The organism is uncultured Flavobacterium sp. (assembly GCF_937967675.1).
In the GTDB taxonomy this organism is placed as follows: domain Bacteria; phylum Bacteroidota; class Bacteroidia; order Flavobacteriales; family Flavobacteriaceae; genus Flavobacterium.
Genome location: NZ_CALBSN010000015.1, coordinates 1 through 21,531 on the forward strand (window position 1 = coordinate 1; position 21,531 = coordinate 21,531).

The following is a 21,531-nucleotide window of genomic DNA, read 5'->3' on the forward strand; positions in this document are numbered from 1 at the left end:
ACGAAATAGTAAATAAAGTAGCGCAAAGTTCTTTGATGGTATTCGATTTAGAAGACTACTATCCAGATAATCATGTGGTAGATTTAGATATTTCGCAATGGTTGTTGGAAGGGTTTATCTTGAAAGAATCTGATTTTAGAGCACAATTGAAAAACATGGATTGGGCTCAATTTGAAGACAAATACGTCGCTTTGTATTGTTCAACGGATGCAATTTTACCTGCATGGGCATTTGCTTTGGTTGCAGTTCATTTAGCACCTCATGCTTTAAAAGTCATTCACGGAAATAAAGAACTCGCTACAATAGAATGGTATCAGGATATTTTAAATAAATTGGATTATACCGACTATTTTCAAAAACCTGTAATTCTGAAAGGTTGTTCTAAAAAACCGGTTCCCAATCAAGTATATACTTTAGCGATTCAAAAATTGATGCAAGTATCTAAAAGCGTTATGTTTGGTGAAGCTTGTTCGGCAGTTCCACTCTATAAAAAATAAGTTTTATCGTTTATACTTTCATTTTATCTTTAAAATTTGGTGCTTTTAAGTAAATAACTACTTTTGCTCCTTCAAATTTTAAAATATAGATAAATGAAAAAATTTTTAATCCCTCTATTATTAATAGTTTCAAATCTTTTTGGACAAGAAACAGCTACAGATTCAACAAAACATTGGACTAGAAAAGGTGTTTTTACGTTATTAGCAAATCAATCATCTTTTAGTAATTGGCAAGCGGGTGGTCAGAATAACTTCGCTGGGAATGTTGGTGTAAATTACGATTTCAATTATAAAAATGGGGATTGGAATTGGGATAACAAAATCATCGTATCCTATGGTTTAACCAAAATCAAAGGTGCCGATACTCAAAAAACAGATGACAGACTTGAGTTTAATTCACTTTTAGGAAAAAAAGCTTCAGGTTATTGGTTTTATTCTGCTTTTTTCAACTTTAAAACACAAATGGATACTGGTTTAGATCCAGCCACTCAAACTGTAAAAATTTCGCATTTCTTTTCACCTGCCTTTTTTCAATTTGGACCTGGTATGTTGTGGAAAAAAAGCGATAATTTAAAGGTGAATTTCGCTCCAGCTACTTCAAAGTTAATTATGGTTCATGATCATTTTACAGAATTCAGCTCGTCTTTTGGTGTAGAGCAAGGCGAAACAACAAGATACGAATTAGGAGCTGCTGTTAATGGTTATTATAAATTCAAATTGATGGAAAATGTTTCTGTTGAGAATATTTTAAATTTATATTCTAATTATTTGGAAGATGCCCAAAATGTTGATATTGATTACCAATTAAACATTGTAATGAAAATCAATAAATACCTTTCTACAAACTTTGCATTTCAAACGATTTATGATGATAATGCATTTAGAGGCTTTCAAACCAAACAAATTATCGGTTTAGGTGTGAATTATGGTTTCTAATTCAAAATAGCTTAAATAAAACAAAAAGACCTCAGTTGAGGTCTTTTTTTATTCGTTTTCAACCGCATCTTTATAATCTGGATATAAAAATTTGTTGTATGGAAATCTTGTTATGTGAATTTCTCTAACAGCTTCATATACTTTTTCTCTAAATTCTTCAAAGTTTGCTTTTTCAGTTGCCGAAATGAAAAGTGTTTTGCTTTCTCCTAATTTACTCATCCAGGTTCTTTTCCAATCTTCCAAAGTATAATGTTTAGTGGTTTTTTCAACACTTAAATCATTTTCATCAAAATAAACCGATTTAAAAGCGTCGATTTTATTGAAAACCATAATCGTAGGTTTGTCTGCACTTTTAATGTCTAGTAAAATTTGGTTTACCGATGCAATATGATCTTCAAAGTCGGGATGCGAAATATCTACCACATGAAGCAATAAATCAGCTTCTCTCACTTCGTCTAAGGTGCTTTTAAACGATTCAACTAATTGTGTTGGTAGTTTTCTAATAAACCCAACCGTATCGCTTAAAAGGAACGGTAAATTCTTTATTACTGTTTTTCGAACAGTTGTGTCAAGTGTTGCGAATAATTTGTTTTCTACAAACACATCACTTTTTCCAATAGCATTCATTAAAGTAGATTTTCCAACATTGGTATAACCTACTAAAGCTACACGAACCATGGCACCACGATTACTTCGTTGGGTTGCCATTTGTTTGTCGATTACTTTAATTTTATCTTTTAGTAAAGAGATTCTATCACGCACAATACGACGGTCTGTTTCAATTTCGGTTTCTCCCGGACCACGCATTCCAATTCCCCCTTTTTGACGTTCTAAGTGCGTCCACATTCCTGTTAAACGGGGTAATAAATATTGGCATTGCGCTAATTCTACTTGAGTTCTGGCATACGAAGTTTCAGCACGTTGCGCGAAGATATCTAAGATAAGATTGGTTCTGTCTAATACTTTACAATCTAATTCTTTGGTAATATTTTTCGATTGAGAAGGTGTTAATTCGTCATCAAAAATTACGGTTTTAATATCGTTATCTTTGATAAAGTATTTGATTTCTTCTAGTTTACCTGTTCCAACAAACGTTTTTGGATTGGGTTTATCCATTTTTTGTGAGAAACGTTTGACAACGGTTCCACCAGCGGTAAATGTTAAAAATTCCAATTCGTCAAGATATTCGTTTAGTTTATCTTCACTTTGGTTTTGGGTTACTATTCCTACTACTATTGATTTTTCAAAGTCAATTACTTCTTTCTCTAACATAATCATTCTTTAAGAATACAAAGGTACGAGAAATAGAAGTATAAAAAAACCCTCAAATAATGTTACATTAGTTGAGGGTTTTCTAAAAGTTGTATGGCTATTGACCTAATATTTTAACATTATCTACTTCCCATGCAGCTGCAGAAGAAGTTGTTGATCTGTATTTGAAAGCAACGCGAACATTTGAATTTCCTGTGAATGACGAAATATCAATTCCTCCAGAATTGCCTAAGCTCCAAGAGGTATAGCTTCCGCTAGTCCAAACAGGTAAATTAAATCCAGTTAATTGCGTCCAAGTTGCAGTACTAGGTGCTCCTGAACTATAATTAGTAGAAACATAAACTTCTAAAGCAGGACCCGCATAACGAGTACTAGTTTGAAAAGATAATACTGCAAATGAATTTGTACTTAAATCAATAGAAGGTGAAATTAACCAATCTTCATTATTTACTCCAAACCCATTAATGAATGCATTAAAAGTAGGGTTACCAAATGTAGCTTGTACATTCCAAGCGGTAGTTCCACTAACATTTTGTTTAACCCAGTTAGGGAAATTAGTATCAAAAGGTTCATTGAAAATTGTAGCTAAATTGATTCGTGGTTGATCTAATTTTACATCTTCTAATGTTCTTAACATAAATTGATAATAAGCAGTTCCTGAACTATTAATATATTTTGTAAGTACACATCTGATTTTACCACTACCACTAGGAATTGGTTTTGAAGCAAATGTTGCGTATTCACTAGTCCTTATAGTTACACTATTTCCAAAGATATCTGTAATAGTGTGGTTTGTTGCTCCTCCACTAACATTACTTGGATCGTAGTAATTTTTTCCTAAAGCTGCATCAGAAAACTGAACATTATCAAATTCAATCAATTTATTAATATATTGATCTGCCTGAGCTTGATTTAATGATAAATGATTTACAATATCATCTTCATTAATTTTATCACAGCTTCTTAAAATTACATCTTTATATTCAACACCAGAAATTCTTCCTACTCCACCATTATATGAAGACCCAATAACTGTAGCATCGTATTGTTTATTAAAATATCTGTTTTTATCTAATTTGATGGTAACTTTTCTTCCTGGTTCAAATTCTGTATATAGGTTGTAATTGTCTACCGGCATACTAAAACCAGTTGAACCATCGGTAGAAACCATAGATATAGACTTATAAAAGTTTCCTCCTTCATCACTTGAAGTTACATAAGCTTCAATATAATCTACTAAATTTTCATCAGTAGTATATTGTGTAGCAGTACCTACAGCAAGTGAAGTAATTTCTGAAACTTCCTTAGTCTTAGGAATAGAAATACATTCGTTTGATAAATCTGGAGTTCCATAATCATCGCCATTTACACATCCTACTAATGATGTTAAAACAGTAATTGTTAGTAATAATCTTAAATTTTTCATAGCGTATTATTTTGATGTATATACGTAAAGATTATCCACTTGGAATAATCCGTCTAAGTTAGTGTTAGTTCCTGAACCCGTTACTTTAAATGCAATGTGAATGGTTTGTCCTTCATAAGCACTTAAATTAATTTCACCAGATGGAATAAATAAATATCCTGTAGTGCTTTTATTTGCAACACTACATACTACTTCATTCCAAGTTGCTGAATTTACATTGCTTCCGTCAAAATCTGAAGAAACATAAACTTGAAGTTTGTTTGCGTTATCAGATACGAAGTTTTGAGCGGATTGAAATGAAAATTTTACACTTTCATAGCCTGATAAATCATAAGCAGGTGAAATTAACCAACCAATGTTTGAAGCATTTCCAGAACCATAAGTATTAAATTCTGCATACCCATTACCACTATAAATTTTTTCTTTCCAGAAAATTGTACCAGCTTCAGCAAAATTTGTCCAACCTGTTAAATCTAAAACAGTGTTATGTTGAATGTCTTGAAATTCTTCAGAATAAAAAGGGGTTTTTACCGTTGGAATTACATAATCATCCTCACCAACGCAACTTGTTAAAACTACTGATGAAGTTACTAACAAGAAAAGTGACTTTAATAAATTATTTTTCATAGTGCAATTTTTTAGAAGTTAATATAGAAGTTAACAAAATAAGTTCTTCCGTATCCATAAAAATATTTAGGACCAAAAGCACGAGTTCCACTAACTAAATCTTGTTGTAAGTCAGGAAACGTTGCTTTACGAGATTGTTCGAAACCACCCGTTTTATAGGTAACATCTAAAACATTATTTACTGAAGCAAAGAAACCAACAGTGTTACGATTTGCTTTACTAATTCTCCATGATTTTCCTCCAGTTAAGTTTAAAATTGAGAAACTATCAAATTTTTCTTGTTTTAAAACTTTTCTAACAGCATCATCTGTAGCACCTGGATAAGAAACTCCAGTTGCTGGGTTAATACTGAAATTATCTGTTCTTAATATGTTTGAAACATCGATATAAGAATCTCCAAGATAGTTGATGTTGGCTCCAACCCACCAAAAACGAGGGTCACGGTATTCTAAACCAAATGACGCAGCTGTTTGAGGCATTCCAGGTTGATGATAATCTTTAATATATACTTTTCCAAAATCTTTTATAGGATCTTGACCTAAAGCAGCTAAACCGTCATCATTAGTTTTTAATTTAGCATTTTTAGAGTAAATATATTGACCATATGATGCTGCAGCAGTAGCTTTAATTGTAGATGTAATTTGATATTCTATACCAAGTTCAACTCCCATGTTTTGTTTTTCTAAACCAGTAACAATTTCACTAACAAAAGCATCTTCATCTCCTTCAGTATCACCTATGTTTTCAGCATAAAAGAAAGAAATATCAGTAGCATTACTTATTTTTGAATAAAAACCTGTTAATCTACTTTTGAATTTAGGACTTCTTATGATATAACTACCATCAGCACTTACAATAGATTCACTAACTAAATCAGGAGTTATATTGTTGTTTAAACGAGCATTTGAAAATGAGCTTCTTAAAGTTGGAGCTTTTGTCATGTACATTCCATTGAAATCCAATAGGTGTTTTCCAGTAAGTTTGTAGGTAATTCCTCCTTTGAAACCAAAATTCTCAAAAACGATGCTTTTTCCTTTACCAAATGAATTGTTTGCATAGATTCCATTTCTGAACAATCCTTCTCTTTGATATTCTGTTCTAGAAAAAGATTGCGCTAAATAAAAATCAGCTTTGTCGTAAGAAAATTTAAATTGTGTAAAACCATCAAAAGTTAAAGCGTGTAATAAATAATTGTATCCATAAGTGTCACCTTCTTTAACTTGTCTGTTAGGGTTGTTTAAGTTTGATTGTGTAGCATCTCCTGCAAAGAAAGGATCAATATCTAGGAAATATTGACCTCCTAATAAATCCAACAAGTTTTGGTGGTTGTGTGATCTTAATTTTCTAAAATTAGCCGCAGCAGTTAAACTAATGTTATCTGATAAACTTGAGTTTAAAATTGTATTAGCGCTTAATTGATTGTCGTCTGTTCTATCTTCATATAAAACATAAACACTTCTTCCTGGAGTAGCACTATTTTGATTAGCTAAATACATTGCTTTCCAGTCTATTTGACCATTTGCTAAGAAATTAGTTCTGGCAATACCAGCCTGGGTATAATCTGGAGTCCAAACTCCATTATCATCAAATTGATTTAAATAATAACTTGGTAAATTTCTGTAATATGTAGGATCTGGATTATTACCTCCTTGGTAATCAAGTCTAGAGTTTCCAATTTTTCCAGTTTGAAAAGCAACATTAGTATTTAATGTTGTTTTTTCCGTAATTTTCCAATAGTGAGACAACATAGTCATTGGCTCTTCTACGTCTTTATCTCTAGAATTACGTTTTTTACCATCTTGCCATCCCCAATATGAATTGTATTTAATTCCTTTTAAATCAGTAACTTCTTGAGTATTAGGAGACGATTTTCCTCTGCTATTTTGAGCATAAATTGAAGTTAAATTGATGCTGTGTTTATCGTTAATTTTCTTTTCAACACTTGCAAAAAGAGAATTTGCGCCATAATCTGTTCCATCAAAATAAGCTTCTTCTGCCCATCTTCTTGAAGCCGAAACAACAAAAGCCCAACCATCTTTGTTCATACCTGAAGCATGAGTACCCATCATTCTCCAATTGTAGTTAGTGTTAGTTCCAGACATTGAAATTCTTGTTCCAGGACGGTAAAAAGATGCTCTTGTGTTAATTTCTTGTGTTCCTAAAGCACTACCAAAAGTATAATCCGAAGGAGCAGAACCCATAGTAAACTCTTGATTTCTTGTTGCATCATTTAAACCACCCCAGTTACTCCATTGTGGTCTGCCATCATATAATTTGTTCATTGCGATACCATTAATCATGGTAACACCATATTCATTATCTAAACCTCTAATTCTAAAACGAGCTAGTCCCCAATTGAATGCTGCAGCTTGTTGATAAGTGTCTCTTGATGACTGTAATAAACCCGAGGTACTTTCAGATCCACTATTGTCATCACCTAAGTCATTTTCGGTTATTGTTACTAAACTTAATTGTTGTTCCGAAGTAATATCTTCTTCTAATAAAACAACCCCTAAGTCAATGGTTTCACCAGCGAAAGGTTCTAAGTTAAAAGTTTGTTGGTTATAACCTGATGTTTTAACCACTAATACCTGCTCACCTGAAGGAATAGATTGGAATACAAAACTTCCATCAACCGATGTTAAAGCAGTTTGATTTGTGCTCTGAATAACAGCCACAACATTTTGTAATGGTTTTTGACTTTTAGCATCTATAACCTTACCTTTCAAGGCCGGATTTTGCTGTGCAAAAACTAAAACAGCTTGCAGTACCAATAAGGTACTTAGTACAAGTTTTTTCATAAAGAAATTTATAATTAATACTAATTTAATGTTAAGTAGTTACAAACTTAACAGCCTACAAATGTATAACTTTTAATAATATTATTTACCTTTGGCACCTATTTTGTGTTAAACTTGATATTAATATAACATTCATTTTATGAAAATTAAACACTTTTTCTTGGTTTTAGCAGTTGTTTTTTCAGCTATCAAAGGCTTTTCTCAGGATAAAAAATTTAAAGTACATACCGTTGCTTTTTACAATTTTGAAAATTTATTCGATACAATTAACGATCCTGATACATATGACGAGGAATATACTCCCGTTAATGGCTGGACTAAAAAAAATTATAATAAAAAATTAGATAACTTAAGTCGTGTTCTAATTGAATTGGGGACAAGCGAAAGTCAAAAAAACTCACCAGTAATTATTGGAGCTTGTGAAATTGAAAACAGAAGAGTATTAGAAGATTTAGTAAAACATCCCACATTAATCAATAAAGGATACAAAGTTGTGCATTTTGATTCTCCAGATAAACGTGGAATTGATGTTGGGTTTTTATATCAAGAAAAGTATTTTCAGCCAACAAGTTACATAAATGTGCCTTTGTATGTTTATGAAACAGAAACTACTTCTGATAAGAAAAAATCAAAAGAGGAAGAAAAAGAAGTTGAGGAAAATGTAAATTATGATAAAAAAACAAAAAGAATTTACACAAGGGATCAACTTTTGGTAACTGGTTTGTTAGATGGTGAAGAAATTAATATTATTGTAAATCACTGGCCATCTCGTTCGGGTGGAGAAAAAAGAAGTAGCCCTTATAGAGAAGCAGCCGGAAGATTAAATAGAAAAATTATGGATTCTATTATCAAAATTAATCCAAAAGCTAAATTTATTACCATGGGTGACTTAAATGATGGAACTTATAATAAAAGTGTAAAAGAAGGTATTGGTGCAAAACTGAAAAAATCGGAATTAAAAGAACCAAGAGATGTTTATAATCCTTTTGAGCAAATGGCTAAGGATGGTCACGCTACATTGTTTTATAGAGATTCAGGGGATATTTTTGACCAAATCATGGTGAGTCAACAATTAGTTCCTGCTGATAATAACGATTACAGAACCTTTAAATATTGGAAAGCGGGTATTTACAACAAACCGTTCCTAATTCAGAAAACCGGTCAATGGAAAGGATATCCACTACGTAATCAAAACGGAACTCCAGGATTTTCAGATCACTTCCCAGTTTATATTTATTTAGTGAAAGAAGTGAAGTAATTTTAGTCTTAATAATTTAATAAGGTTAGTTGGCAATAAAATGCGGCTAACCTTTTTTCTTTTTAGTAACTTTACATTTTAAATGCAAAAAAGATGGCAATAGGAAAACCGTTTAATTTACAAAAGTGGATTGAAGACAATAAAACGTTATTAAAACCACCGGTTAGTAATAAGAATTTATATGTAGAATCGGAAGATTATATAGTAATGATAGTGGGTGGACCCAATGCACGAAAAGACTATCACTACAACGAAACGGAAGAGTTATTTTACCAATTAGAAGGTGAAATCATCGTTTACATTCAAGAAGATGGTGAAAAGAAAGCTATGAAATTAGGTCCTGGCGATATGTATTTGCATCCCGCTAAGGTGCCGCATTCTCCAGCAAGAACTGAAGGTTCTGTAGGTTTAGTAATCGAAAGAAAGCGCGCAGGAAAAGGATTCAACGATGGTTTACTGTGGTTTTGCGACAATTGCAATCACAAATTACACGAAGTCTATTTCGAATTACACGATATTGAAAAAGACTTTTTACCACATTTCAGTACATTTTACAATTCGGAAGAAAAAAGAACGTGTAAAAAATGTGGTACTGTAATGGAAACCAATCCTAAGTTTACTACTAAGAAATAGTAAAAAAACAGCTGTGTAACTTGAGACACATATTTATTAAAATATATTTTTTACATTTGTGAAAATTTAACAAAAACCGAATAAAAAGTTATAAAATGATATCTGAAGCAGCAATTCAATTTGGTATGCAAGAAGCTTTGCAACAATTAGGCATTAAAGAAATTAACGAAGGAACTTCTACTGGAACAAAGTGGTTTTCTAACGGAAAAATCATCGAATCATACTCACCAGCAACAGGAGATTTGATTGGAAAAGTAAAATCTTCAACAAAAGAAGATTACGAAACAGCTATGAGTGCTGCAGAAGAAGCTTTCAAAACATGGCGTTTGGTTCCAGCTCCAAAAAGAGGAGAAATTGTGCGTCAAATGGGAGAAGAATTGCGTAAGCATAAAGAAGCATTAGGAAAATTAGTGTCTTTTGAAATGGGTAAATCGTATCAAGAAGGTCTTGGAGAAGTTCAGGAAATGATTGACATCTGTGATTTCGCAGTAGGTTTGTCTCGTCAATTACACGGATTAACAATGCACTCAGAACGTCCAATGCACAGAATGTATGAGCAATGGCATCCGTTTGGAATTGTTGGAATCATTTCGGCTTTCAACTTCCCAGTGGCAGTTTGGTCTTGGAACACGATGTTAGCATGGATTTGTGGTGATGTTTGTATTTGGAAACCAAGTTCAAAAACGCCTTTATGTGGTGTAGCGTGTCAAAACATCATTCAAACGGTATTAGAAAGAAACAATTTACCAGAAGGAATCAGCTGTTTAGTAGTGGGTAACGAATCGGGTGATTTAATCAATAACGACAAACGTATTCCATTAGTATCGTTTACAGGTTCTACAAGAATTGGTCGTCACGTATCAAAAACGGTTGCTGAGCGTTTTGGGAACACTATCTTAGAATTAGGAGGAAACAACGCGATTATCGTTTCTAAAGAAGCGGATTTATCAATGGTATTGGTAGGAGCGGTATTTGGAGCAGTAGGAACAGCTGGTCAACGTTGTACTTCAACTCGTAGATTAATTGTTCACGAAAGTGTTTACGATAAAACATTAGACGTTTTAGCAAAAGCGTATGCGCAGTTAAAAATTGGAAATCCATTAGATGCTAACAATCACGTAGGTCCACTTATCGATAAAGGTGCGGTGCAAGATTACTTAAACGCTATCGAAAAAGCAAAAGCTGAAGGTGGAAGAGTAATTGTAGAAGGTGGTGTTTTAGAAGGAAAAGGATACGAAAGCGGTTGTTATGTAAAACCATGTATTATTGAAGCGAAAAACGAGTTTGAAATCGTACAACACGAAACATTTGCTCCCGTTTTATATGTAATGAAATACAGCACAATTGAAGAAGCTATCGAAATGCAAAATGCAGTTCCTCAAGGATTATCTTCTTCTATCTTTACGAACAACATGAGAGAAATGGAGTTATTCCTTTCTGCGGCAGGTTCAGATTGTGGTATTGCTAACGTAAACATTGGAACTTCTGGTGCTGAAATTGGTGGTGCTTTTGGTGGTGAAAAAGAAACAGGTGGTGGACGTGAATCAGGTTCTGATGCATGGAAAGCGTATATGAGAAGACAAACGAATACTATCAACTACGGAACAGCATTACCGTTAGCTCAAGGTATTAAGTTTGATTTATAAAATTAAGTGATTAGTGAAAAGTAATTAGTGATTAGTTACTTTTTGGATATAGAAAAACCCTGCAATTGCAGGGTTTTTTGTTGTTTTTATTACTATGTGGGCACGGAATGCAATTCCGCGCTAGCGGAGTATCTCAGTTTCCGATAAAATCCTTTCTCGTGATTCGTTTTAACCAAAGATAACAAATTGTAAATAAAAATCCCACAAATTTGATTTGCAGGGTTTTATATTATCACATTGCCACATTGGCACATTGAAAATTACTTCGTTTTCTTCACGTATTGCGTCAAAATGTAAATACTTTGGTTTTCCACTCTACCTTCAATCAAGTTAGCGTCGTCCCAAACTAATTTAATATTGTGTACGGCAGCTCCACGTTTTGCAGTAAAAGTAGCGCCTTTTACATCTAAATCTTTAATTAAAACAACCGAGTCGCCATCTTGTAAAACAACGCCGTTACTGTCTTTATGTACAATTTTGTTTTCGTCTTCTTCTGCGCCTTCACCTGTTGTTTTTGCCCATTCTAAGGCTTCTTCATCTAAGTACATCATGTCAAGCAAATCGTTGTTTTTCAAACGCGCTAACATGCGCCAAGATAAAATTTGTACTGGCAAATGCTCATTCCACATACTTTCTGATAACCCTCTCCAATCGTTTTCATTCATGGTTTCTGGGTTTTCAATTTGGTCTTTTAAATGTTTCGCAACTAAAACCGAATGTTCTAAACTTTCCGTAGTGTGAGGTGGTAACGTGTACACAACTAAATCGTGTTCGGTACCACTAATTTCGCAAACTGAACCACTGCGGTCTTTCAGTTTTTTTTCTATTACACTCATTTTGAATGGATTTTACGTAAATAAATAATTTGGGACAAAGTTATAAATTGAAATTAATTATCTTTGATTATTCGACTAAAATAAACTTAAAATGAAGAAATTACTCTTAATCATAGCTTTATTACCAATTTTATTAGCAACGCAATGCGATGAAGACGATAACGAAATTGCCTGTACCGAAGAAGCAAGAGCAGGTTTAAATATCACTATAAAAGATGCCGAAACCAATGCCTATTTAAGCGAAGGTGTTTCGGTTGTAGCTAGAGATGGAAGTTATACTGAAACCTTACAGAGTTTTGATAGTTCCGAACCAGTTTTTTCAGGCGCTTATGAAAGAGAAGGAAATTATACGATTACGGTTTCAAAATCGGGTTACGTTACGTACACTTCTGAAGTAATCAGTGTTACTTCCGATGTGTGTCACGTCATTCCACAACAAAGAACAATTTTACTTCAACCGGAATAAAAAAAGGAAGCCATTTCGACTTCCTTGATATAACGTATTTATAAACTTTTAAAAGTTAAAAGAGGCTCCAAAATGAAATATAAATTGGTTGTTGTAATGTTCAAATCCACGAACATCAGAATCATAGCGAGCTAATGGGGCTGAACCTTCTGCATACAATCCAAAACCTTTTGAAAAGAAATAACGGAATCCTAAGTGTGCTCCAAAGTTGCGAGTACCCAAATTCAAACCAGGATAGATGTCCATTTTGGAATCTAAACCTAAAACACTGCCAATATTAGCATTAAAACGTGCTTTTATATCAGCTCTGTCTTCAAAAGCTGGTTTTTCTCCTAAAATTTTATCAGCATTTAATATATAAGTTCCCGCGAATCCAAATGACATATTTTCGCCCAAACCAAAATCTACCGTTGAAGTAATACCCGAACCACCATCTTGAAGATTAAGTCCTACTTGAAATTTAGTATCTCCTTTTCCTTTAAACGCTTGTGCATTTGTCATTTGAATTGTGGCAAATAAACAAATTACCGTCAGAATATTTTTCATAGCTTTCGACTTTTTTATTATTCATACAAAGATACAATTTTAATTTCTTCCGTTTTCATTAGGATACAATTCAGGTAAAGCATCACTTTGCCAGAATTCTTTGGTTTCAATATCCATTATTGTAAGTTTACCTTTGAAAGCAGCACCAGTATCTATATTCCACACACAAGCTTTATTCATAGGGATGTTTTCATTTATTTTTGTAACTGGAGTATGTCCGATGTAAATTTCCTTATATAGAGTTAGTCGGTTTGGATAAATGATAGCATCTTTAGAAAGTTTCGGATCAAGTGCAAGAGCGGTTTCCCAAAGCGTTCTGTCCCAATAAAAAAGCGGTTTAAAATGTTCGTACTCTACACCTTTCATATTCGTAAAACCAGCATGAATAAACAACCGGTTTTCATTATCTAAATAATAATTTTGAAGCGATTGTAAAAAACGAATATGTTTCTTTTTCGTTTCCGAGTCAATATTTAGATAGGATGTAACTGTTGCTTCTCCACCATGTTGAAACCACAATTTTTCATCAATATTTTCGTTATTGCCTAATAGCCAATCTAATAGAAGTTCGTCGTGGTTGCCACGAATAAAAATACAAGGTTGTTTTTTTTGTAATTCAATCAAAAAATCCAAAACTCCTGGAGATTCGCTCCAACCATCGACAAAGTCACCAAGAAAAATCAAAGTATCATTATTAGTAACATTGGCTCTATCTAAAACTTGGTGAATGGCTTTTAATCCACCATGAATATCTCCTAATACGAATTTTCTCATAAATAATTCAATTTTTATTCAATTTTTAGTAAAATATGCAGAAAAACTACAGCAATTTATCTTTCATGACTTTCTATTTTTGTATTTCATATTAACAAATATAATTTCAATATTAATAACTCTTTAAAATTAAATCATTATGAAAAATTTAGTTAAGTCATTAGTTCTAACGGTAGTAGGTGTTTCTCTTTTTTCTTGTACAACAGACGAGTATGATGCTGCTCTTGAACAAAGTGTAAAAGTAACAGAAAATATCAAAAACGAACAATTTAAAAATGGGGATTCAGTAACTAAAGATGAAGAAGCAAATTCTGATATGTTACAAAGAGAAGATGATGGAAATCCTCTAATTATTATTGTTAAAAAAGACTAAAAAAATTAAAATATAGTAAATATGAAAACAATTGTATTATTAATAGTGAGTTCTTTGTTTTTGTCTAATATGCCAAAAAACAAAGAGAATGATTCTATTGAAAAAGTAATGTCTTATAAAATAGAAAAATTTGAAATAAATAAAATAGATAATGTATCTTGTTCACGAACACCCATAATAATTGTTAAAAGAGATTAATTTTTAGCTTTTAAATGTAATTTTGTTCAAAAGGAATCTTTTATTTGAAACAGGTCGTAATTTTTATGTCTTTATTATTTCTCGTTGGATGTGATTCAACCGAGAATGAGTCTATATTACAAAAAAAATTGAATGAATATTTCGAAAAAAGTTCAAATGTTACTATTGAAAAAAGAGATCGATTACAATATATTGACTCTGCAATTAATATTATTGATCAATCAAATTTTAATGATTCAATTAAAATTAAAGATTATTTTAAGGCAGCGAATCGTTATTTTGGATTATTAGAATATGAGAAATATAAAAAAATCACTCATAAAATATTACAGATTTCAATTTCCAATAACGATTCTCTAAACACAGCTAAAGCTGAATATTACTTAGGGGATTATTATTTTTCAACCACTAAAAACGATAGTGCTTTTTATTATTATTTAGCGGCAGAAAAGAAATACAACGGATTAAATGATAAACTTAATTTTGCCAATACTAAATTGCATAAGGCATACATTTTATCGTATGAAAAAGATTTTTTAGGTAGCGAATCAGAAACAATTAAAGTTTTGAATATTGCCAAAGAGCTAAATGATCAAGAATTGATTTATGAGTGTTATGTAAATTTAGGTGCATCATTGGTAGGGTTAGGAAATTATGAAAAAGCATTAGAGTATCATCAAAAATCTTTATTGCAGATTAAAAGTGTTGATGAAGAAACATATAAACCAATTTTTCAAGCGCAAACATTAAATAATATTGGATTTGTTTATTTAAATATTAATAAGTTTAAAGAAGCAAGTGATATTTTTGCAGAAGGTTTAAAGATTAAGAATCTAAAGGAAATCCAACCTGTTTTATATGCTTCTTTACTTGATAATTTTGCTTATTCTCGTTTTAAGATTAACAACACTGAGGGATTAAAAGATTTTATTACCGCATTAAATCTTAGAGATGATTTACATGAGGATTACGGTAAAATTAACAGTAGAATCCATCTTACAGAATACTATTTATCAAAAAAAGATACTAATACCGCTATTCAATATAATGATGCCGCAAATCGTCTAGCAAAAGAATCAAATTTTAATAAGGAAGTATTACAAACATTAGATTTTTATACTAAATTAAAACCCAAGGAAGGCTTAAAATATGCTCAAGAGTATATAAAACTTAGTGATAGTCTACAGCAACAAGAAAGATTAACACGCAATAAATTAGCCCGAATTGAATTTGAAACAGATGAAATTATAGTTGAAAAAGAAGCCATTTCAAATAAATTTCGATTTATTTTAATATCCTCATTACTTGTTATCTTTTTTGGCATATTATTTTACATTATTCTTTATCAAAGAAGCAAACACAAAGAATTACTTTTTAATCAAGAACAACAAAAGGCTAATGAGGAAATTTATAAATTAATGCTTGATAAGCATGACGAATTAGAAGAAGTAAAAAAGAAAGAAAAATTAAGAATTTCACAAGACCTTCATGATAATATTTTAAATAAACTCGCAGGAATTCGATTCAATTTGTTTGCGTTAACTCAAAAACCCGATGAAAGCGTTATAAAACGTAGTATCGAGTATATTGATAAAATTCAAAGCGTTGAAAGTGAAATAAGAACTGTTGCACACGAATTATTTTCTGAGTCATTTCAAAATAACGGAAATTACAGAAGTATTTTGGAACAATTAATTCAAAACCAGAAAGAAACATATTTAACACAATTTGAGTACACTATTACAACAGATGAAACAATAGAAACCATTTCTGCATTAATTAAAATGAATATTTACAGAATTATTCAGGAATCATTAAATAATATTAACAAACACGCAAATGCTTCTTCTATTTTTTTAAAGCTATATATTGAAGATGGATTTTTGTTTTTGACTATAAAAGATAACGGTGTAGGATTTAATTTGACAAAGTTAAAAACGGGTATAGGATTAAAAAACATGGAAAGCCGAGCGGAATCAATTAATGGTCGAATAAAAATTTCGTCCGAAATTAATAAGGGAACATCAGTAATTTTAAAAGTTAAACTATAAATAGGATATTATTTTGGAAAATAAAAGACTCAATATACTAATGATTGACGACCATCCCTCTATGATAGAAGGGTATAAAAGTATTCTTTCTTTTAATGATTTAGATTTTGAAATTGATATTACTCCAGCTTATAATTGTGAAGGCGCTTATTATTTGATTACTAAAAATCAAAATAATGTTGCATACGATGTAGTTTTTATCGATTTAAGCTTACCTGCTTTTCCTGAACAAAAAATTTTCTCAGGGCATGACTTGGCTAGATTAGTTAGAAATTATATGCCGTCTACAAAAATTATTATTTTAACATCGCATGTTGAGGCTTTTTTACTATATAAAATTCATAGAGAAATTGAGCCTGAAGGATTCTTAGTGAAAAGTGATTTTTCAGCTCAAGAATTATTAAATGCTTTCAACCAAATTATGACGGGTGATAAATATAAAAGCCGAACCGTACAACAAAATATTAATGAGTTAATGGCAAATGAATTTCTTTTGGATGATTATTATCAACAAATCATAACCCTATTAGCTCAAGGAATTAAAACTAAGAATATGCCTGAATATATAGGCATTACCTTAAGTGCCATTGATAAAAGAAAAGCTCACATAAAAGAGTTCTTTAATATTGAAAAAGGCTCAGATGAAGATATTATTAAAGAAGCTAAAAAAAGAGGGTTAATCTGAAATTTTAACAAAATGTGCAGAAAAACTACAGCAACCCATCTAAAAAGCATACTTATCTTTACAATGTAATTTAAATATTAAAAGGATGAAACTCTATACTAAAATCTTGCTGTTATTATTGTTTCTAAGTTTGGTATGGTTATACACTGTAGTTGATTTAACTTATAATACGATTTTTTTTGAAAGTAGTACCTTTTTATCAAAATGTATTGGTTATCATGCTCAATTTGAATTAATATATATATTAGGCGTTTTCCTTTTTATTTCCTATTTATCATTAATTCTCTTCATTAAAAACAAAAAAATTTATTGATAATATTTCATTTTTCTTAAAATTCGCATTGCTTCTTTAAACGAGACATAAAGTAGCGGATTTTCAAATGATTTTAGATAGGGTTTAGCATCAATCAATTTTTGTTTGGCATCTTCAAATCCATTTAAATAACAAATCATCATAATTTGAGGAAAGTTTTCTATATCTCTCTTTTCCGATTCTTGTAAAAGTAATCCCTTTTGAAGCTTAGAAAGTAAAGCAAGATGAGAATTATAAATATGATGCAACATTTTTCGGTTGTATTGCGGAGGTTCAAACAACATTTCTGAATTCATTTTGTAATAACCATTATCAAAAAAACTTAGTGTAACTTTTTCAAACGGATAGTAGCTGGTTTTATCATTTAATCCTAAAGAAATGTATTCGGTAATACTAAAACTGCTATCATCATAGGTAATACTTACTTCGTCTAAAGCCGAATAAAACAGTTTTACCTGTTCGTTGACCAACTCAATATCCACTCTAGAATAATACTCTTTATCCCGAACTTTTTTCTTATTTCCAGCCCAACAAACCACAAATAATTCTTTGAAAACTTTGTATTTGGAAGGCAAGTCCTTATGGCGATTGTTGATAAAATCCAAAACACTTTCTAAGGTGTGTTCAATGCTATTACGAGAGCTGTTTTCAATACTAATAACCGTCTCCACATTCTGTTTCGAATACGGAATTTTTTCAGTCGTAGGTGAAGTATTGCTTCCCTTTCTAACGAAATAAGTATTCGCTTCAATGGTATGAATGCCTTTTTTGAAATATGAATTTTTAGATTTCGGTTTAATGGTAACCAATCCTACCACTTTATCTTTTGGAAGGTTTGGGAAAGGCACATTTTCGTACTGAATTTTAGGTGGATTTTCTAAAAAAGCATTTACCAAATTCTGAATTCGGCTATCATCAAAAAAATCATTACCAACGATTTCATTGGTTTCGTCTTCCACACCCACCACAATATAAGAATTGTTACTCGGATTGGAATTGGAAAGCGCACAAATGTGCTTTAAAAACTTGGCTTTTCCTTCTTTGGTGTGTAAATTCAACTGCCGCTTCTTATCATAAAAACTGTTCTCATCATGATGAGCTAAAAGATTTTTGATAAGAAGCCGCTTGTTGATCATTTTTTACCTGAATATTCTGAACACTGTTAACCGAATACTGATTACTATTCTAAGGCACTCTATTTCCCATGCTTTCTGTCCAGATAGCAAACCAATCTTGCTTATCTAAAACTAACGATTTTGCTTTCATTAATTGTTGAATTCTTCCTGAATTAACCGTTCCGGCAACGGGAGAAATTCCAGCAGGATGTTGCATAATCCAAGCTAATAAAATAATATCAGAACCTATGTGATATTTCTCAACTAACTTAGCTAAAAGTTGACGCAATCTAAAGGTTTGATCGGTATTTTCTCTAAAAACAGTTCCTAACGGATTCCAAGCCATAGGTTTGATATTGTGGACTTGCATGTAATCAAAACTACCGTCTAACATAGCTTCATAATGTGTTGCAGAAAACTGTACCTGATTAAAAGAAATTTCGGTTTTCTGACGTAATAATTCGGTTTGAAAAGGTGTGAAATTAGAAACTCCAAAAGATAGAATTTTTCCATCTGCTTTTAATTTCGAAACGGCTTCGGCAATTTCGTCCGCTTGCATTAACGGACTTGGACGATGAAGTAATAAAACATCCAGATAATCCGTTTGTAGATTTTTTAATGAATTTTCGGCTGACCAAATAATATAATCTTTAGAATATTCGTAATGTTTTATCGAATTATTAGGTCTGTTTTCAGAAGTATATTGAATTCCACATTTAGTAATTAATTGAATTTTTTTGCGATCTATTTTACTTTCAGTAAGTGCTTTTCCAAACGAAGCTTCAGTGGTATAACCTCCATAAATATCGGCATGATCAAAAGTAGTGATTCCGTTTTCTATGAATAAATTAATTAAGTGAGTAAATTCATTGGTATTTAGGTTTTTATCCCAAACACCCCAATTCATAACTCCGGCAATAATAGGTGATAATTCTACAGACATAGTTGTTGTGTTTTTAATTTTTTCTTAAAATTATAAAATAGAATCATAAAACACTCATAAAATCATTCTTTTTTATTCACTTTTAACGCAATGTTAACAAGTTAAAAGCAAAAAAAAATTCAATTTGCACTGTTAAAAAATGTTGTTAATTTCACACCGCCAAATACAATCATAAAATGGAAGAAAATACATCAACCTTAGACATTAGGGCAATTAATGAAAAGATTGAAAGAGAAAGTGCTTTTATAGACTTACTTACAATGGAAATGAATAAGGTAATCGTAGGTCAAAAACACATGGTCGAGCGATTATTAATAGGTTTGTTGGGTCAAGGACATATTTTATTGGAAGGAGTTCCTGGATTAGCAAAAACCTTAGCCATTAATACGCTTTCTCAAGCAGTTCATGGTTCGTTTAGTCGTATTCAGTTTACACCTGATTTATTGCCAGCCGATGTGGTAGGAACCATGATTTATAACATCAAACAAAACGACTTTACCATTCGTAAAGGGCCAATTTTTGCCAACTTCGTATTAGCGGATGAGATTAACCGTGCGCCCGCAAAAGTGCAATCTGCTTTGTTAGAAGCCATGCAAGAAAAGCAAGTTACCATTGGTGACGAAACGTTTAAGTTAGACAAACCGTTCTTAGTAATGGCAACGCAAAACCCGGTTGACCAAGAAGGAACCTATCCATTACCTGAAGCGCAAGTTGACCGTTTCATGTTAAAAGTGGTAATTGATTATCCAAAAATGGAGGAAGAGCGTCACGTTATTCGTCAAAATTTAAAAGGTGCTTTTGAAAAAGTAAACCAAGTGGTTTCGTTAGAGCAAATTTTAAGAGCGCAAGAAGCCGTTCGTGAAGTATACATGGATGAAAAAATCGAGAAATACATCTTAGATTTAATTTTCGCAACACGTTATCCAGAAAAATATAAATTAGAAAGTCTAAAACCATTAATCAGTTTTGGAGCTTCGCCACGTGGAAGTATCAACTTAGCCACAGCTGCTAAATGTTACGCTTTCATCAAACGTAGAGGTTACGTAATTCCTGAAGATGTTCGTGCTGTAGTGTACGATGTATTGCGTCACAGAATCGGAATTACTTACGAAGCAGAAGCTGAAAATGTAACCACAGAAGACATTATTAGCAGAATTGTTAACGAAGTTGAAGTGCCTTAATTTAGTTATCAGTGTTCAGTCTCAGTTTTCAGATAATTCTGTTCTTTAACTGCGACTGTCAACTGCGACTGTCAACTAATAGAAATGGATACCAAAGAAATTCTAAAGAAAGTTCGAAAAATAGAAATCAAAACCCGAAGATTGAGTGATCATATCTTTTCGGGAGAATATCACACGTCTTTTAAAGGACGCGGGATGACGTTTTCAGAAGTGCGCCAATACCAATACGGTGACGACGTAAGAGCTATCGATTGGAATGTAACCGCACGCTACAACGAACCATTCGTAAAAGTATTTGAAGAAGAACGCGAATTAACCATGATGTTAATGGTGGATATTTCGGGTTCGGAAAGTTTTGGTACAAAAAATCAGTTAAAACGTGATATGATTACCGAAATCGCAGCCACGTTAGCATTTTCGGCAACTCAGAATAATGATAAAATTGGTTTGCTTTTGTTTTCGGACCAAATCGAATTGTTTATTCCGCCTAAAAAAGGAAAATCACACGTTTTACGAATCATTCGCGAGTTAATCGAATTCGAATCGAAAAGCAAAAAAACCGATTTATCGCAAGCTTTGAAATATTTATCGAGCGTTTTGAAAAAGAAAGCCATCGTGTTTTTAATTTCCGATTTCATGGTGAAAGATTACGAACACACGCTAAAAATCGCTTCAAAACGTCATGATGTAACCGGTATTCGAGTGTTTGACCAACGCGAAGAAAGCATTCCAAATATTGGTGTGGTAAATATGCTAGATGCCGAAACAAGCGAAACACTTTTAGTCGATACCACATCCAATAAAGTGCGAATGGATTACGAAAAATACTATCGTGAAAACGTAAATTATTTCAAAGATATTTTTTCAAAATGTGGAGCTGGAACGATTAGTTCTAGAGTGGATGAAAGCTATGTAACCAAATTATTAGGTTATTTTAAAGCGCGTAATTAAGAA

General features: G+C 32.1%; 21 protein-coding genes. 12 read left to right on the plus strand and 9 right to left on the minus strand.

What is annotated here, in order from left to right:
• The coding region (locus Q0075_RS01035; RefSeq protein WP_297867896.1) for a DUF2480 family protein at window positions 1–497 on the plus strand (497 nt) is incomplete at its 5' end.
• A gap of 93 nt (window positions 498–590) precedes the next feature.
• Window positions 591–1,433, plus strand: coding sequence for a DUF3078 domain-containing protein (locus tag Q0075_RS01040; protein WP_291110112.1), 843 nt, complete (start codon window positions 591–593; stop codon window positions 1,431–1,433).
• Between the two features lie 48 nt (window positions 1,434–1,481).
• Here the strand turns inward: Q0075_RS01040 and hflX are convergent, their stop codons facing one another.
• The 4 genes from hflX to Q0075_RS01060 all read right to left on the minus strand — a co-directional run bounded on the left by hflX (window position 1,482) and on the right by Q0075_RS01060 (window position 7,559).
• Window positions 1,482–2,705: a GTPase HflX gene (gene hflX, locus Q0075_RS01045; RefSeq protein WP_297867897.1), complete on the minus strand. Its 1,224-nt coding sequence runs from the start codon at window positions 2,703–2,705 to the stop codon at window positions 1,482–1,484.
• Window positions 2,706–2,802: 97 nt separating this feature from the next.
• The gene (locus tag Q0075_RS01050) at window positions 2,803–4,131 is read right to left on the minus strand and encodes a DUF5689 domain-containing protein (RefSeq protein WP_297867898.1); all 1,329 of its coding nucleotides are present in this window, start codon (window positions 4,129–4,131) and stop codon (window positions 2,803–2,805) included.
• Window positions 4,132–4,137: 6 nt separating this feature from the next.
• Window positions 4,138–4,758 (minus strand): choice-of-anchor J domain-containing protein, encoded by a 621-nt coding sequence (locus Q0075_RS01055; RefSeq protein ID WP_297867899.1) that lies wholly within the window; start codon window positions 4,756–4,758, stop codon window positions 4,138–4,140.
• 11 nt (window positions 4,759–4,769) lie between these two features.
• Window positions 4,770–7,559 carry a carboxypeptidase-like regulatory domain-containing protein gene (locus Q0075_RS01060; RefSeq protein WP_297867900.1) on the minus strand — a complete coding sequence of 930 codons (2,790 nt, stop codon included), beginning with the start codon at window positions 7,557–7,559 and terminating at the stop codon, window positions 4,770–4,772.
• A 139-nt stretch (window positions 7,560–7,698) separates the two neighbouring features.
• Here Q0075_RS01060 and Q0075_RS01065 point away from each other — a divergent pair, with 139 nt between their 5' ends.
• From Q0075_RS01065 to Q0075_RS01075, 3 genes are all read left to right on the plus strand, one after another.
• Window positions 7,699–8,817 (plus strand): endonuclease/exonuclease/phosphatase family protein, encoded by a 1,119-nt coding sequence (locus Q0075_RS01065; RefSeq protein ID WP_297867901.1) that lies wholly within the window; start codon window positions 7,699–7,701, stop codon window positions 8,815–8,817.
• Between the two features lie 93 nt (window positions 8,818–8,910).
• A complete protein-coding gene (locus Q0075_RS01070) occupies window positions 8,911–9,450 on the plus strand; it encodes a 3-hydroxyanthranilate 3,4-dioxygenase (RefSeq protein WP_297867902.1) in 540 nt (179 codons plus the stop codon).
• A gap of 98 nt (window positions 9,451–9,548) precedes the next feature.
• Window positions 9,549–11,096 (plus strand): aldehyde dehydrogenase family protein, encoded by a 1,548-nt coding sequence (locus tag Q0075_RS01075; protein WP_231837087.1) that lies wholly within the window; start codon window positions 9,549–9,551, stop codon window positions 11,094–11,096.
• 260 nt (window positions 11,097–11,356) lie between these two features.
• On the opposite strand, the gene Q0075_RS01080 is transcribed toward Q0075_RS01075, so the two are convergent.
• Window positions 11,357–11,932 carry an alkylphosphonate utilization protein gene (locus tag Q0075_RS01080; RefSeq protein WP_297867903.1) on the minus strand — a complete coding sequence of 192 codons (576 nt, stop codon included), beginning with the start codon at window positions 11,930–11,932 and terminating at the stop codon, window positions 11,357–11,359.
• A 91-nt stretch (window positions 11,933–12,023) separates the two neighbouring features.
• Here Q0075_RS01080 and Q0075_RS01085 point away from each other — a divergent pair, with 91 nt between their 5' ends.
• On the plus strand, window positions 12,024–12,398 hold the full coding sequence (locus Q0075_RS01085; RefSeq protein ID WP_297867904.1) for a hypothetical protein: 375 nt from the start codon (window positions 12,024–12,026) through the stop codon (window positions 12,396–12,398).
• A 48-nt stretch (window positions 12,399–12,446) separates the two neighbouring features.
• On the opposite strand, the gene Q0075_RS01090 is transcribed toward Q0075_RS01085, so the two are convergent.
• Together Q0075_RS01090 and Q0075_RS01095 are read right to left on the minus strand one after the other, a co-directional pair.
• Complete coding sequence (locus tag Q0075_RS01090) at window positions 12,447–12,944, minus strand: DUF6646 family protein (protein WP_297867905.1); 498 nt, start codon at window positions 12,942–12,944, stop codon at window positions 12,447–12,449.
• A gap of 39 nt (window positions 12,945–12,983) precedes the next feature.
• Window positions 12,984–13,718, minus strand: a complete 735-nt coding sequence (locus Q0075_RS01095; protein WP_297867906.1) for a metallophosphoesterase family protein — start codon at window positions 13,716–13,718, stop codon at window positions 12,984–12,986.
• A gap of 139 nt (window positions 13,719–13,857) precedes the next feature.
• Between Q0075_RS01095 and Q0075_RS01100 the strand changes: the two genes are divergently transcribed.
• From Q0075_RS01100 to Q0075_RS01115, 4 genes are all read left to right on the plus strand, one after another.
• Window positions 13,858–14,091, plus strand: coding sequence for a hypothetical protein (locus Q0075_RS01100; protein WP_297867907.1), 234 nt, complete (start codon window positions 13,858–13,860; stop codon window positions 14,089–14,091).
• Between the two features lie 21 nt (window positions 14,092–14,112).
• The gene (locus tag Q0075_RS01105) at window positions 14,113–14,289 is read left to right on the plus strand and encodes a hypothetical protein (protein ID WP_297867908.1); all 177 of its coding nucleotides are present in this window, start codon (window positions 14,113–14,115) and stop codon (window positions 14,287–14,289) included.
• 65 nt (window positions 14,290–14,354) lie between these two features.
• On the plus strand, window positions 14,355–16,340 hold the full coding sequence (locus Q0075_RS01110) for a tetratricopeptide repeat-containing sensor histidine kinase (RefSeq protein WP_297867909.1): 1,986 nt from the start codon (window positions 14,355–14,357) through the stop codon (window positions 16,338–16,340).
• A gap of 40 nt (window positions 16,341–16,380) precedes the next feature.
• On the plus strand, window positions 16,381–17,025 hold the full coding sequence (locus tag Q0075_RS01115) for a response regulator (protein WP_297867910.1): 645 nt from the start codon (window positions 16,381–16,383) through the stop codon (window positions 17,023–17,025).
• 306 nt (window positions 17,026–17,331) lie between these two features.
• Here the strand turns inward: Q0075_RS01115 and Q0075_RS01120 are convergent, their stop codons facing one another.
• Together Q0075_RS01120 and Q0075_RS01125 are read right to left on the minus strand one after the other, a co-directional pair.
• On the minus strand, window positions 17,332–18,474 hold the full coding sequence (locus tag Q0075_RS01120; protein WP_297867911.1) for an ATP-binding protein: 1,143 nt from the start codon (window positions 18,472–18,474) through the stop codon (window positions 17,332–17,334).
• A gap of 49 nt (window positions 18,475–18,523) precedes the next feature.
• Complete coding sequence (locus Q0075_RS01125; RefSeq protein WP_297867912.1) at window positions 18,524–19,396, minus strand: aldo/keto reductase family oxidoreductase; 873 nt, start codon at window positions 19,394–19,396, stop codon at window positions 18,524–18,526.
• Window positions 19,397–19,572: 176 nt separating this feature from the next.
• Between Q0075_RS01125 and Q0075_RS01130 the strand changes: the two genes are divergently transcribed.
• Together Q0075_RS01130 and Q0075_RS01135 are read left to right on the plus strand one after the other, a co-directional pair.
• On the plus strand, window positions 19,573–20,577 hold the full coding sequence (locus Q0075_RS01130; RefSeq protein WP_026725118.1) for a MoxR family ATPase: 1,005 nt from the start codon (window positions 19,573–19,575) through the stop codon (window positions 20,575–20,577).
• A gap of 84 nt (window positions 20,578–20,661) precedes the next feature.
• On the plus strand, window positions 20,662–21,528 hold the full coding sequence (locus Q0075_RS01135; protein WP_297867913.1) for a DUF58 domain-containing protein: 867 nt from the start codon (window positions 20,662–20,664) through the stop codon (window positions 21,526–21,528).
• Window positions 21,529–21,531 lie beyond the last annotated feature (3 nt).